This window comes from Mycolicibacterium chlorophenolicum, assembly GCF_001044235.1.
GTDB classification, from domain to species: Bacteria; Actinomycetota; Actinomycetes; order Mycobacteriales; family Mycobacteriaceae; genus Mycobacterium; species Mycobacterium chlorophenolicum.
In genome coordinates this window covers 49,797-61,860 of record NZ_JYNL01000065.1, presented here as the reverse complement: position 1 = coordinate 61,860, position 12,064 = coordinate 49,797, and the positions used below count along the sequence as shown (strand labels likewise).

Sequence of the window (12,064 nt, the reverse complement as noted above, 5' to 3'; positions counted from 1 at the left end):
TCCCTCAACAACCCGATCGCCTGCGACAGGCCATAACCACCCAGTTCAGAAGACCGTTTTTACGAATGACCCAACGCGGCAGGGGCAGATAAACAAAGCGGGAATTAACTACCAGAAAGTGGATATTTCCACCGATCCAGAAGCACGCGACTACGTCATGTCGCTCGGCTACCTCCAGGCCCCCGTGGTGTTCGCCGGCCCCGACAACCATTTCTCGGGCTTCCGCCCCGACCGGATCAAACAACTCGCCAACCAGGCAGCCGCCTGAGTGGACTGCAGACCATTGCCGCCTCGAGGAGCCCGCCATGCACGAGCTGACCATCGCCACCGACGACACCACCAACACCACCCCATACAACGACTTCGACGACGCCTTCCGCGCCCTGATGTCCCACGTCATCGCCCACGATCTCTACCTGCACGCCAAATGGCCCACCCCCCGCACTGCCACAGCATTCACACTGGTCCACCTCGATGAGGCAGCCCGCCAATCCCGCATCATCGGAACCGCCACCATCGCCCCGACCGCAGGCAAACCCGTTGTCGCACCGTACTATTCAGCCACCGCAGCACTGCGCTGGACCGCCCAGCACACCAGCACCTACGAATTCGGATGCGACACCGACCCCGGCGGGCGCTACCCCCTGGCCGTACTCACCGCCGCCCGAGCCGAAGCCCGCAACTCGTTCACCGCCGGCAACATCTACCCCGAAGCAGCCAGCCTGTCGGACGCCGGCAGCCCCGACGTGCCCCGGCCCACACAGCACACCTTCGAACGCCTACGCGACAACGCAATCCACGCTGCCCGCAACAGAACCATCACCACGCCGGCCGAACTGGCCGCCGCGGTCGCCGCACAACTGACCCCCGACACCACAGCAGAACAGACCGCAGCCCTCATCTGGTACTACGCCCTGATCCTGTGGGCAGCGAGCGCACCATGACCGCCGCACCCCAGCCCCGCACCGCCCTCGAGGTCGTTCCCGACGCCGACGAGGCAGCCGCCGAAGTCGCCCCCGACATCGACGGTGACGACTGGCGCGCTGAAACGGTCATCGATCAATACAGCGCCGAGCACCAGCTCATCGGGTCGCTGATGTGGCTGACCGCCGAGGCCGCACAACCCTTGCTGGACCTGGTGCCCGACACCGCGATCTGGCGGCCACGAACCCGGTGGGCCCACGAACTGATCCGCCGCGTCGTCGACGAAGGCAACACCCCCACCCCGCCGGCCGTGCTCGCCGCCGGCCGACGCCACGCACCCAGCGATGCCCTCGAGCACGCACAGGCCCCCACCGCCACCCAACACCACCAACTCGCGCTGTACCTGTTCGACGCCTACTCCCAAGCCGTAGCACCGGCGGTGGCCGCTGCCACCTACGCCCGCGAGGTCCTCGACGAGGCATACCGGCGCGCCTTCGAGACCTGCGGCATCCGGATGCAGCAGCTGGCCACCTGCGGTGCAGCCCGAGAAGACCTCACCGCACAATTCGCCGCGATCCGCGACGAGCTCGCCGACCTGTGGCGGCGCACCGAAACCGCCGCCAAACCCGACATGATCCCGCAGTGAGATCCCTACCCAGACACCTCGACAGCGGGAACTCCCGCCGCGCCGCAAGCGCGCCCGCCGACGGACCAGCACCCGTTCGGATCCGCAGCACGCACCGCCCACGCATCGACCGAAACCTCCACACGCGCGCCAAAATTCGTGCAGAACACCACCTACGCAGCACCCGACAATAGAATCCACCGCTTCAATGTCAGACCGCACCGACCCGGTCCGACACCGCCACCTCCGAAAGGCCCTACCGTCGCCATGAGAACATTCGCGGCACTGGCCGCCACCACCGCCGCCGCTACGGCCGTCCTGGCTGGTACGCCGACCGCGGGGGCCGAACGCCTCCACACGGTGTCACCTGGTGACGACATCGTCACGACGGCCGCCGACGGCGACCAGCAATGCACGCTGGGCTACACGTTCACCAACCCCGCCGGCAGGACATACGGCATCACCGCAGGTCACTGCAACAGTCACCGATCCAGCTCCGTCACCGACCGCACCACCGGCGCGATCGGGCACTTCGTGCTCACCGTCGGCAACCCGGACGAACCCCTCGACGACGACTACGGCCTCATCGACTTCGGCGCCAGCCGATCCGTGCCCGTCATGTACGGAATGCCGGTCACCGGCATCTCCGCCCCCACCAGCACCACCACCGTATGCCACGACGGCATCCGCACCGCCGTCGCCTGCGGCGCCCTGCACGATCGTCTCGTCGGCACCCAGTTCACCACCAGCGGCATGCCGCGCAGCATCCCCGGCGACTCCGGTGGCCCCGTCTGGCAACCCAGCCGCACCGGCGCCACCGTCATCGGTATCTGGCTCGGTGAACACATCGAACCAGACGGCCCCCGCTACGGTCGTTTCACCGGCCTGACCGACGTGCTCGCCGACATCGCCAACTACGCCGCCCTGACCTCTACGAACGCCTAACCGGCCGGCAGCCGCGCCGGCCACACCACATCCACGGCCAGCCGCTGCGGCGATTCACCGGTGACCAACCACCGCAAACACGCCAGCGCGGCCGGAGAGCCCTCGGCACTCAGCGCCTCCAACAGCGCGGATTCAAACCTCACCCCACCAGTATGGACCTGGACCGACCCGGGCGATCGGCCCATGTCGAGTTTCGGGTTGGCAGCCCACTCACCTTCAAGCCGTCAGCAGGGGTGTGCAGCGTAATCGGCCGGGGCCCCGAGCTGTCCACCCACGCCCGGGCCGGACTGCCCAGGCCAAGTGACCTTTTCGGCCCTACCGTGCGCGCTCCCGCGCGCGGGCCGAAAACCCTGCTCCACCGGGCCCGGACTCTTCGAGGTGGACAGCCCACCCTCAGCCGATTCCCCGCACCCCAGCGCTGACCCGCAGCGCCCAACAATCCGGAACGGAGAACACCCATGAGCCGCACCAAGATTCACAAGACCGCACCAGCACAGCCGACCTACCACCTCGCCGGCCGCCTGGCCGCGCTGGCCACCGACAGCCTCTACAGCTTCACCGAAGGCCGCCGCACCCTCGCACCAGTCGAGGACCTCGTGGTGACCGCACTGGTGACCGCCCACCCCTGGGGATACAGCTCCCAGGTCCGCGCAGTCGATGCCCACGACCAGGTCCAGGCGGCCGCCGAAGCGGTCGCCATCCATCCGTTGCCCACCGGAATACACTCGCGGATCAGAACTTTCACGTCCGGGCCGATCAGCTGGCATCACGCCGCAGGCCGCATCACCGATGACAAAGCCCCGCAGTTCCTCAGCACGCCCACCCTCTACGTCGCCGCCAGCCAGCACCACTACGAGATCCGGGAGGAAGTCACCTACGACACCCGGACGAACCTGCCTCGCACGTACTGCCATCTCAGCATCGACGGCCGCCGCCACGAACCCGCGTTCGCCGGCGTCGTCGGCGCCACCGATTTCATCATCGACGAGTACGAATCCTGACCGACCAACAGCATCGGTCTCGGCCAACCACTCCACACCCGGAGATGGTTGGCCGGGTCCCCCCTTTTTCTTCCTTCCGGCTCGGACCGTTGGTCGTCGACGCCGCAGGCGTGGCCGATGAATAGCCCACCTGCGGTGGGCTTATCGGGTTGGTAGCTCACTCACCTTTAAGCCGTCAGCAGGGGTGTGCAGCGTAATCGGCCGGGGCCCCGAGCTGTCCACCCACGCCCGGGCCGGACTGCCCAGGCCAAGTGACCTTTTCGGCCCTACCGTNGTCGGCAGTTGATCGTGTACCGGGCGTTCATGGATCCGGGGGTCGGCGGCGGAGGACATTTGCGGCCCTACCCAGCTCGCTGCCGCTCGCGGGCCGCAAATCCGCCGGCCCCGCCCCCGCACTCTTCGGGGTTGACAGCCCACCCTGAGCCGATTCCCCCGCACCCCAGCGCTGACCGGCGCACCAATCACCGCACACGAACGGAGCACCACCATGACCTACGAGCTCATCACCACCGTCTACCTCAACCAGGGCGACTACCAGACCCTCGGATTCGGCGAGCTCGCGCCTCCCAAACTCGCCGCCGCGGCCGGATTCGTGATCACGATGACCGGCCACCCCAGCACCGAGCACGTCAAGACCGCCCTCGAAACCGTCTTCGAGCAACTCAACATCGACGATCCCGACCAGCCCTGGGCCATCAAGTACCGGCTGGCCGCCCACCGCAGCCTCAGCGTCGGCGACGTCGTCGTGATCGGCGAAACCGCATGGGCGTGTGCCCCCAGCGGTTGGGACCTACTCACCGCCGAGCAGCTGCACGACGCGCTCTACCACTAACGACCGCCGGTGGGCAGGACAACCTTCTCACCCTGCTCACCGCACCCGGCCATGAACACCAAACCCAGTCACGCCAAGGAGAACTCACCATGGACACCCATCGCGCCACCTACACCGCCCCCGCGATCATCACCCAAGCCATCATCAGCCTCAGCGGACCCTACGAACCTGACGTCACCGTGCTCCACGCCCGAACCACCGACGCGCGGATCACCCTCACCCTCGGCGGCGTCCTGATGGTGTTCTACAACTGCGCTGCCGTGCAAGGGCTACGCGCCGCCTTCAGCGCCGCTAAGCAACACGCCCGATTCATCCCCGAGCAGATCCCCGCCCAGCCGCAGCACACCACGGGCAACCGGATCACGATGTCCATCGACTGGACCCGCGCACCGAGCTACGCCGTCGTGGCCCAGTCCGGCGCCAACAAGTTGCGCAGCACCACCCTGCGATGGATCGACGTTTACACCGCGGCGATCACCTGGCAGATCCGAGACCGCATCGCCCTGGCCACCGTCGGCGACGGCCTGGCCAACCTGCACACCGTCGCCATAGCCACCTTCCTCGACGGTGACCAACACAGCGCCCACCCCGAACACCCCCCGGCTGCCGCGGCCAGCTGACCCGACCAGCAGGCGAGGAGCCCGGCCAGCATATCCCGGAAGGGGTTGGCCGGACTCCCCTGTTTTTTTCGGCTCTGTCCGTTGGTCGTCGACGCCGCAGGCGTGGCCGACGAATAGCCCACCGCCGGTGGGCTTTCGGGTTGACAGCCCACTCACCAACTGCCTGTCAGCAGGTGCCACACGCTACCGATCGGGAACCCGTCGCCGTCAACCCACGTGCGGGACCGGCGCCGGCGGCGGAGGACATTTGCGGCCCTATCCAGCTCGCTGCCGCTCGCGGGCCGCAAATCCGCCGGCCCCGCCCCCGCACTCTTCGGGATTGACAACGCCACCCGATCGCCACCGGCACCCGCAGCTGACCGGCAACCACGCCGGCCACCCAACCCCAAGGAGCCCGCTATGACCACCACCACCGCACAGCCCAACATCGCCTTCGCCCTGGTCCGTGACGCCGAAGCACTCATGGACGCCGTCGACCCAGGCGCCACCCTGCTCGCCGACCACGATTACGGACCGATCACCATCCGTGCCCGCCGCGTCTACACCCCCACGCAGGACACGCTCACCCTGATCGCCTACCACGAACACCAGCTCGTGGCCACGATCATCGCCTCCAACAACGGCCACCGCGTCACTGCCCGCATCCACCAAATATTTGTCGCCGGAGTGCTTTTCAAGCGCCACGGTGACTGGGGATTCGTCGGGATCGGCCGCGTCGACGGTCGGCGCCGCCGCTTCGGGCTCACCGCGAACCGCAACCACGGCTGGCGCGTCGACGTCAACGGCGAAGAACCCACCCTCTGGTCGAGCCTCGACGACGCCGCCACCCACATCACCACCACCTACGCCCCGGCCACCTAGCCGCACGCGGGCCACCCACGCGGCGGTCCCCATCGGTGTCTTCCGGCCCCTCCCCCGTCACGGTGCAACCGCGGGCTTGCCCGCGAAAAGCCCACCGCCGGCGGGCTTCCCGGTTGACAGCCCACTCACCAACTGCCTGTCAGCAGGTGCCCTCAGCGTAATCGTCGGGAGCCCACCGCGGATCAACCCACGCCCAGGCCCGGCCTCCGCAGGCCGAGTGACCCTTTCGGCCCAACAATGGCGAATCCTCAAGGCGCATCCGCGCCGGCGATTCTCCCGGGCCGAAAGCCCTGCTACGGCACGACCCGGACTCTTCGGGGTTGACCCACGGCACCCACCGATTCCACCAGCACCTGCGCCGACCGGCGCACTGCCAATCACGTCAAGCGAATGGAGCACCACCATGCCCACCCCCTGGGACCACATCGACCACGACCCGACCAGCATCACCGCCGAGCAACGCCCCACGATCCGGATGCGCCACATGAGCATGTCCTGCGGCGGTGGTTTCGCCGACCGACCCACCGGCCGCGCATTCCGCAGCGTCGACGACGCCAACATGGCGCTCATCGAGCTCGCCATGAACAACGACCACGCCATGGGTGGAGTCCTCCTCGAGCCTGACCCGCTGAGCCTCGTCACCGGCGCATACCACGTCATCATCCACTGGGGCGCCACGTCCGACCGCTACCACCTCGACACCATCGACTACGCGCTGCCCGGGGAGCTGTAACACATGAAAACCCTCACCGTTCGGGCGATCTCCGGGGCTGTCATCGCCGAGTACCCCGACTTCGAGGCGAACACCCCGCTTCGAGTCCTACCGGCCATCGTCTCCAACCAGGCCCCCACCGAAGGCCGCATCGTCGACGAAACCTGGAGCTTCGCCGGCCCAACCCGACACCCCGAATACGCCCTCATTCGCCACGACACCGAACACGTCACCATCTCGATCGAACGCCGCCGGCTCCAAACCAGACCGACAACGCACCGCCACGCTTTCCGTTGACCGTGTCACACCCACCCGAAAGGATTCGACTCATGCCAACCATCGACTACGCGCTGGCCCACGATTTCATCGACCCAGCCGACACCACGATCCCCTACCGCCTCGAATTCCAGCATCCCTACGTCGCGGATCAAGATCCACACCCGACCCGCAGCAATCCCGCCGGGCAACTGCGCGCCGTCGTCAAAGGCCGCCACCCACACCGCGGCACCGCGATCGCGATCAGCCGGCTCGGTGTCCACTACAACTCCGTACAAGCCGCCATCGGTGACACCTGGCCGTGGCGCGAACCGGCACGCACAACGATCGACCTCGCGCAGATCCGCGAACGAGTCCGCGCCGCCGGACTCGACTGACCCAGAAATCTCCTTCGGGCCCGGCCAGCCACTCCACACCCGGAGACCGTTGGCCGGGCCCCCCTTTTTCTTCCAACCCCCGCTGGGTACGCGTCGACGCACCAGGTGCGATCGACGAATAGCCCACCGCCGGTGGGCTTCCGGGTTGGCAACCCACTCACCTATCACCCTGTCAGCTGGGGTCACAGTCTGACCGACAGGGACCCCGACCCTGTCAACCTCCGCGCGGTGGGCTCACCCGTCTTCGCTCCCGCCTCGCTGACGCTCGGCTCCCGCTGCGCCGTGCGGCTCCAGCGGCATTTCCGGCCCTACCAAGCTCGCTGACGCTCGCGGCCAGAAATCCGCTTCCAGCTCATCCACCGCGACTCCCGGCTGACAGGCCCACCCCGCCGGTCCCCCAGCACCCCAGCGCTGACCGGCGCNCGCTCGCGGCCAGAAATCCGCTTCCAGCTCATCCACCGCGACTCCCGGCTGACAGGCCCACCCCGCCGGTCCCCCAGCACCCCAGCGCTGACCGGCGCACCAATCACCGCACAGAACGGAGCACATACCCATGACCGCCGCCGATCACACCGAAGAGGACTTCTACACCGAGCACGCCATGGTCATCGACGAATATCGCATCAAGCTCACCACGGCGCTCAACACTGCCCTGGCCGCACTACATAACGCGAGCATGAGCCTGGCCGAGCTCACCAGCAACCACGTCTACGACGTCGAGTTCGCCGAAGGCCACGCAGGCGGCGACGCCGCCGCGTTCATCGACGACAGCCTGCGCTCCACCCGCGCCGCCTACTCGATCGCGCACACCGTCACCGAACGCGGATAACACACGAACGGGACCCGGCCTACCACCCGGTCGGGCCACCACCCCTTCTCCGCCCACCATCCGAAACCCACAGGGAGACAACCACCATGGACATCACCAACGCCGGCATCCACCGAACCGTTGAGGCCGCCGACCACAGCTGGATGATCGAGCACTGCCCGACCTACCACAGCGGGGTCAGCCACGGCCTCATCATCGACGTCGATGACCGCTACGCCGACGCGATCGTTGTGCAGTGGATCGGCCCCGATGGCCTCCAGAACATCACCTACCAGCTGCCGTCACAGGTGTTGGTCGAATCGGCCAAGCCGGCGCCGCCGTTCACTGTTCAGATCCGCCGCCGCCTCACCGATGGCCACTACTACAGCGACGAGCCCGACGGTTCCTACTTCACCGCCACCGAAGCGCTGTTCTGGCTCACCAGCTGGTCCAGGCTCGCCCAAGCCGCCTACGGCGCAACCCAGGCCCCTGACCTTGACTCGTCGATTCCCGGCGCATTCACCGTCACCCGGCCCTGCGGCGAGTACACCGAAACCCGCTACCTCGCAGCACTTCCCACAACCTGAGCCGCCACCACCACCGAAAGGATTCTCAATGGACTACCCGCACCCCGAGGACTTGTGGGAACCGCGCGACCACACAGCCGGCCCCGCCGACTGCATCAAACCGAAGGCCAAAGTCCAGGTCCGCGACGGCCTCAAATGGATTACCTACCCCGACGAGATCCGCCGATCCCGCAAGACCATCCCAGTCATCGTCGAGATGCCCGAGAACGCCGCCACCAAGTCCTGCCACGAAGGCCGCCACCACCAGTGCACCCACCGGCGCGGAGCCAGACACGAAGGCGGTGTCTGGCTCAAGGTCACCAAACCCGCCTTCATCTGGCGGTGTGGCTGCCTCTGCCACGCCCATCCCGAGCGAATCGGGCTGCTGTTCTAACGCCGGCCGCAACACCGGGCCCGGCCAGCCCCTCCCAACCCGGAGACGGTTGGCCGGGCCCCCTTGTCTGCCAGCCCCCGCCGTGTACGCGTCGACGCACCAAGTGCGACCGACGAAAAGCCCACCTGCGGTGAGCTTTCCGGGTTGACGGCCCACTCACCTTCAAGCCGTCAGCAGGGGTGTGCAGCGTAATCGGCCGGGGCCCCGAGCTGTCCACCCACGCCCGGGCCGGACTGCCCAGGCCAAGTGACCTTTTCGGCCCTACCGTCCGCGTTCCCGCGCGCGGGCCGAAAACCCTGCTCCACCGGGCCCGGACTCTTCGAGGTGGACAGCCCACCCTCAGCCGATTCCCCGCACCCCAGCGCTGACCCGCAGCGCACACCACAGATCGGAGACCATCATGTCCTTCAGCCGCATCGCCACACTGGCCCACCTGCGTACCCACCTGATCAACGGCGAACGCGACATCCCCCGCGGTCTTGCCGACCTGGCCGGCCGACTCGCCGTCGACCCCCGCATGCGCACCGCCCTGCTCAACATCGCCGCCGGCCGGCACCTCGCCGCCGCACTGATGTGGATCACCATCGCCGACCAGACAAGCGGGCAAGCCCGCGTCGAAGCCCTCAGCCTGGCGGCGTTCTTCGCCATGCGCGGCGGAAACCCCGGCATCGCCGCCACCATGATCAACCGCGCCGACGTCGCCGCCCGACGCGACCACGTCGAACTCCCGCCCGTCCTCGACATTCTCAAACTCGATCACCGCATCCGCGAGCACCTCACACCCGCCGCGGTCTAAAACGACACCCCGGCCGGGCACCGCACAGGACCCGGCCGGGTGTGTCACCAACCACCCATCACTCACCCGGATCAACTACCACTTCTCACTGAGAGGTGGTTGGTTGGCCGGGGCCCCCGTTTTTCTTCCGGCCCCGGCCGCGTAGGCGTCGGCGCACCAGGTGCGACCGACGAATAGCCCACCTGCGGTGGGCTTATCGGGTTGGTAGCTCACTCACCTTTAAGCCGTCAGCAGGGGTGTGCAGCGTAATCGGCCGGGGCCCCGAGCTGTCCACCCACGCCCGGGCCGGACTGCCCAGGCCAAGTGACCTTTTCGGCCCTACCGTCCGCGTTCCCGCGCGCGGGCCGAAAACCCTGCTCCACCGGGCCCGGACTCTTCGAGGTGGACAGCCCACCCTCAGCCGATTCCCCGCACCCCAGCGCTGACCCGCAGCGCACACCACAGATCGGAGACCATCATGTCCTTCAGCCGCATCGCCACACTGGCCCACCTGCGTACCCACCTGATCAACGGCGAACGCGACATCCCCCGCGGTCTTGCCGACCTGGCCGGCCGACTCGCCGTCGACCCCCGCATGCGCACCGCCCTGCTCAACATCGCCGCCGGCCGGCACCTCGCCGCCGCACTGATGTGGATCACCATCGCCGACCAGACAAGCGGGCAAGCCCGCGTCGAAGCCCTCAGCCTGGCGGCGTTCTTCGCCATGCGCGGCGGAAACCCCGGCATCGCCGCCACCATGATCAACCGCGCCGACGTCGCCGCCCGACGCGACCACGTCGAACTCCCGCCCGTCCTCGACATTCTCAAACTCGATCACCGCATCCGCGAGCACCTCACACCCGCCGCGGTCTAAAACGACACCCCGGCCGGGCACCGCACAGGACCCGGCCGGGTGTGTCACCAACCACCCATCACTCACCCGGATCAACTACCACTTCTCACTGAGAGGTGGTTGGTTGGCCGGGGCCCCCGTTTTTCTTCCGGCCCCGGCCGCGTAGGCGTCGGCGCACCAGGTGCGACCGACGAATAGCCCACCTGCGGTGGGCTTATCGGGTTGGTAGCTCACTCACCTTTAAGCCGTCAGCAGGGGTGTGCAGCGTAATCGGCCGGGGCCCCGAGCTGTCCACCCACGTGCGGAAGCGGCGCCGGCGGCGGAGGACATTTGCGGCCCTACCCAGCTCGCTGCCGCTCGCGGGCCGCAAATCCGCCGGCCCCGCCCCCGCACTCTTCGGGGTTGACAGCCCACCCTNGGCGGAGGACATTTGCGGCCCTACCCAGCTCGCTGCCGCTCGCGGGCCGCAAATCCGCCGGCCCCGCCCCCGCACTCTTCGGGGTTGACAGCCCACCCTCAGCCGATTCCCCCGCACCCCAGCGCTGACCGGCGCACCAATCACCGCACACGAACGGAGAACACCCATGTCCGAAACCCGCACACAGCGCGAACTCGAAATCGCCGCAGACCTGCTCATCGACGAATCCGACGCCGACACCGGCGCCCCGTTCTGAACCACCACCGCACCGGCCAGGCCCGCAAAAAAGGCGGGTCTGGCCCCTGCCTTACACCCGAAAGGATGAACACATGCCCGAAATCGACTTCGGACTGGCCTACGAATTCATAACCCCGACGAGGGCGTGCCCCGGCAGCTGCGCTTCCAATACTCCGGCGTCCACCGAACCGCCGATACCACCGGACAACTCGTCGCCGTCGTTGCCGACCGCCGTCGCCCCGACGACGGGCACACCATCGCCATCACCCGCCCCAACGTCCCATTTGCCGCCGTCGAAGCCGCCCTCGACGGGTGGCAAACCTGGGCGATAGTCGGTGAATACCACGTCAACCTCGCAGCAATCCGCCGCCGCATCCAAGCCGCCGGCCTGCACTGAAGCCCTCCAGCCGAAAGGAAACAGCCATAACCACCTCCGACACGCTCGCCCAAGCCCGCGCCGACATCCACGCCGCCGTATCCGCACACGACGATCCCCACCGCCGACGCCAATACGCACTCGCCGCCCGCGATCACGCCGCCGAAGTCCTCCTGGCCACCGACGCCACACCATCCGAACTCGGTCTCGCCCGCCACTACTTCGCCGACGCCGCCGGCATTCTCACCGCCTAACCCACCTGCGGACCCGGCCCGCCCCCCGACACGAGAGCGCTGGCCGGGTCCCCCTTTTTCTTCCGGCCCACGCCCGCGCAGACATCTCTACACGGCCTATGGCCCACCGCCGGTGGGCTTTTGAGTTGCGAGCCCACTCACTTATCACCCTGTCAGCTGGGGTCACAGTCTGACCGACAGGGACCCTGACCCTGTCAACCTCCGCGCGGT

18 protein-coding genes are annotated in these 12,064 nt (G+C 67.7%); 16 read left to right on the top strand and 2 right to left on the bottom strand.

Going from position 1 to position 12,064, the window contains the following annotated elements:
* Positions 1-88 precede the first annotated feature (88 nt).
* The 4 genes from MCHLDSM_RS27925 (at position 89) to MCHLDSM_RS27910 (ending at position 2,494) form a co-directional block, all read left to right on the top strand.
* On the top strand, positions 89-268 hold the full coding sequence (locus tag MCHLDSM_RS27925; protein ID WP_048473086.1) for a glutaredoxin domain-containing protein: 180 nt from the start codon (positions 89-91) through the stop codon (positions 266-268).
* A 37-nt stretch (positions 269-305) separates the two neighbouring features.
* Entirely contained in the window at positions 306-944 is a 639-nt protein-coding gene (locus tag MCHLDSM_RS27920; protein ID WP_048473085.1) for a hypothetical protein, read from the top strand.
* The gene (locus MCHLDSM_RS27915) at positions 941-1,570 is read left to right on the top strand and encodes a hypothetical protein (protein WP_048473094.1); all 630 of its coding nucleotides are present in this window, start codon (positions 941-943) and stop codon (positions 1,568-1,570) included. The genes MCHLDSM_RS27920 and MCHLDSM_RS27915 overlap by 4 nt, the downstream gene beginning before the upstream one ends.
* A 246-nt stretch (positions 1,571-1,816) precedes the next feature.
* The gene (locus MCHLDSM_RS27910; protein WP_234714223.1) at positions 1,817-2,494 is read left to right on the top strand and encodes a chymotrypsin family serine protease; all 678 of its coding nucleotides are present in this window, start codon (positions 1,817-1,819) and stop codon (positions 2,492-2,494) included.
* On the opposite strand, the gene MCHLDSM_RS38255 is transcribed toward MCHLDSM_RS27910, so the two are convergent.
* Positions 2,491-2,637: a hypothetical protein gene (locus MCHLDSM_RS38255; protein WP_156455057.1), complete on the bottom strand. Its 147-nt coding sequence runs from the start codon at positions 2,635-2,637 to the stop codon at positions 2,491-2,493. The two genes, MCHLDSM_RS27910 and MCHLDSM_RS38255, sit on opposite strands and share 4 nt — an antisense overlap.
* Before the next feature lie 315 nt (positions 2,638-2,952).
* Between MCHLDSM_RS38255 and MCHLDSM_RS27905 the strand changes: the two genes are divergently transcribed.
* The 12 genes from MCHLDSM_RS27905 to MCHLDSM_RS27850 all read left to right on the top strand — a co-directional run bounded on the left by MCHLDSM_RS27905 (position 2,953) and on the right by MCHLDSM_RS27850 (position 10,590).
* Positions 2,953-3,495 carry a hypothetical protein gene (locus MCHLDSM_RS27905; protein WP_048473084.1) on the top strand — a complete coding sequence of 181 codons (543 nt, stop codon included), beginning with the start codon at positions 2,953-2,955 and terminating at the stop codon, positions 3,493-3,495.
* Between the two features lie 487 nt (positions 3,496-3,982).
* The gene (locus MCHLDSM_RS27900) at positions 3,983-4,327 is read left to right on the top strand and encodes a hypothetical protein (RefSeq protein WP_048473083.1); all 345 of its coding nucleotides are present in this window, start codon (positions 3,983-3,985) and stop codon (positions 4,325-4,327) included.
* An 89-nt stretch (positions 4,328-4,416) separates the two neighbouring features.
* Positions 4,417-4,947, top strand: coding sequence for a hypothetical protein (locus MCHLDSM_RS27895; RefSeq protein WP_048473082.1), 531 nt, complete (start codon positions 4,417-4,419; stop codon positions 4,945-4,947).
* Positions 4,948-5,346: 399 nt separating this feature from the next.
* Entirely contained in the window at positions 5,347-5,808 is a 462-nt protein-coding gene (locus MCHLDSM_RS27890) for a hypothetical protein (RefSeq protein ID WP_048473081.1), read from the top strand.
* Positions 5,809-6,211: 403 nt separating this feature from the next.
* Complete coding sequence (locus MCHLDSM_RS27885; RefSeq protein ID WP_048473080.1) at positions 6,212-6,541, top strand: hypothetical protein; 330 nt, start codon at positions 6,212-6,214, stop codon at positions 6,539-6,541.
* Positions 6,542-6,544: 3 nt separating this feature from the next.
* Positions 6,545-6,817 carry a hypothetical protein gene (locus MCHLDSM_RS27880; RefSeq protein WP_048473079.1) on the top strand — a complete coding sequence of 91 codons (273 nt, stop codon included), beginning with the start codon at positions 6,545-6,547 and terminating at the stop codon, positions 6,815-6,817.
* A gap of 32 nt (positions 6,818-6,849) precedes the next feature.
* On the top strand, positions 6,850-7,173 hold the full coding sequence (locus MCHLDSM_RS27875; RefSeq protein WP_048473078.1) for a hypothetical protein: 324 nt from the start codon (positions 6,850-6,852) through the stop codon (positions 7,171-7,173).
* Between the two features lie 553 nt (positions 7,174-7,726).
* Positions 7,727-8,002: a hypothetical protein gene (locus MCHLDSM_RS27870; protein WP_048473077.1), complete on the top strand. Its 276-nt coding sequence runs from the start codon at positions 7,727-7,729 to the stop codon at positions 8,000-8,002.
* 86 nt (positions 8,003-8,088) lie between these two features.
* The gene (locus MCHLDSM_RS27865) at positions 8,089-8,568 is read left to right on the top strand and encodes a hypothetical protein (protein WP_048473076.1); all 480 of its coding nucleotides are present in this window, start codon (positions 8,089-8,091) and stop codon (positions 8,566-8,568) included.
* A 28-nt stretch (positions 8,569-8,596) separates the two neighbouring features.
* The gene (locus MCHLDSM_RS27860) at positions 8,597-8,941 is read left to right on the top strand and encodes a hypothetical protein (protein ID WP_048473075.1); all 345 of its coding nucleotides are present in this window, start codon (positions 8,597-8,599) and stop codon (positions 8,939-8,941) included.
* Between the two features lie 400 nt (positions 8,942-9,341).
* The gene (locus tag MCHLDSM_RS27855) at positions 9,342-9,737 is read left to right on the top strand and encodes a hypothetical protein (RefSeq protein WP_048473074.1); all 396 of its coding nucleotides are present in this window, start codon (positions 9,342-9,344) and stop codon (positions 9,735-9,737) included.
* A gap of 457 nt (positions 9,738-10,194) precedes the next feature.
* A complete protein-coding gene (locus MCHLDSM_RS27850) occupies positions 10,195-10,590 on the top strand; it encodes a hypothetical protein (protein WP_048473074.1) in 396 nt (131 codons plus the stop codon).
* Positions 10,591-11,342: 752 nt separating this feature from the next.
* Here the strand turns inward: MCHLDSM_RS27850 and MCHLDSM_RS38250 are convergent.
* Positions 11,343-11,618 carry a hypothetical protein gene (locus MCHLDSM_RS38250; RefSeq protein ID WP_156455056.1) on the bottom strand — a complete coding sequence of 92 codons (276 nt, stop codon included), beginning with the start codon at positions 11,616-11,618 and terminating at the stop codon, positions 11,343-11,345.
* Between the last annotated feature and the right edge of the window lie 446 nt (positions 11,619-12,064).

Bases quoted from the DNA above. Each gene is read 5' to 3' on its own strand.
- MCHLDSM_RS27920 (WP_048473085.1), top strand. From the start codon at position 306: ATGCACGAGCTGACCATCGCCACCGACGACACCACCAACACCACCCCA.
- MCHLDSM_RS27915 (WP_048473094.1), top strand. From the start codon at position 941: ATGACCGCCGCACCCCAGCCCCGCACCGCCCTCGAGGTCGTTCCCGAC.
- MCHLDSM_RS27910 (WP_234714223.1), top strand. From the start codon at position 1,817: ATGAGAACATTCGCGGCACTGGCCGCCACCACCGCCGCCGCTACGGCC.
- MCHLDSM_RS27905 (WP_048473084.1), top strand. From the start codon at position 2,953: ATGAGCCGCACCAAGATTCACAAGACCGCACCAGCACAGCCGACCTAC.
- MCHLDSM_RS27900 (WP_048473083.1), top strand. From the start codon at position 3,983: ATGACCTACGAGCTCATCACCACCGTCTACCTCAACCAGGGCGACTAC.
- MCHLDSM_RS27895 (WP_048473082.1), top strand. From the start codon at position 4,417: ATGGACACCCATCGCGCCACCTACACCGCCCCCGCGATCATCACCCAA.
- MCHLDSM_RS27890 (WP_048473081.1), top strand. From the start codon at position 5,347: ATGACCACCACCACCGCACAGCCCAACATCGCCTTCGCCCTGGTCCGT.
- MCHLDSM_RS27885 (WP_048473080.1), top strand. From the start codon at position 6,212: ATGCCCACCCCCTGGGACCACATCGACCACGACCCGACCAGCATCACC.
- MCHLDSM_RS27880 (WP_048473079.1), top strand. From the start codon at position 6,545: ATGAAAACCCTCACCGTTCGGGCGATCTCCGGGGCTGTCATCGCCGAG.
- MCHLDSM_RS27875 (WP_048473078.1), top strand. From the start codon at position 6,850: ATGCCAACCATCGACTACGCGCTGGCCCACGATTTCATCGACCCAGCC.
- MCHLDSM_RS27870 (WP_048473077.1), top strand. From the start codon at position 7,727: ATGACCGCCGCCGATCACACCGAAGAGGACTTCTACACCGAGCACGCC.
- MCHLDSM_RS27865 (WP_048473076.1), top strand. From the start codon at position 8,089: ATGGACATCACCAACGCCGGCATCCACCGAACCGTTGAGGCCGCCGAC.
- MCHLDSM_RS27860 (WP_048473075.1), top strand. From the start codon at position 8,597: ATGGACTACCCGCACCCCGAGGACTTGTGGGAACCGCGCGACCACACA.
- MCHLDSM_RS27855 (WP_048473074.1), top strand. From the start codon at position 9,342: ATGTCCTTCAGCCGCATCGCCACACTGGCCCACCTGCGTACCCACCTG.
- MCHLDSM_RS27850 (WP_048473074.1), top strand. From the start codon at position 10,195: ATGTCCTTCAGCCGCATCGCCACACTGGCCCACCTGCGTACCCACCTG.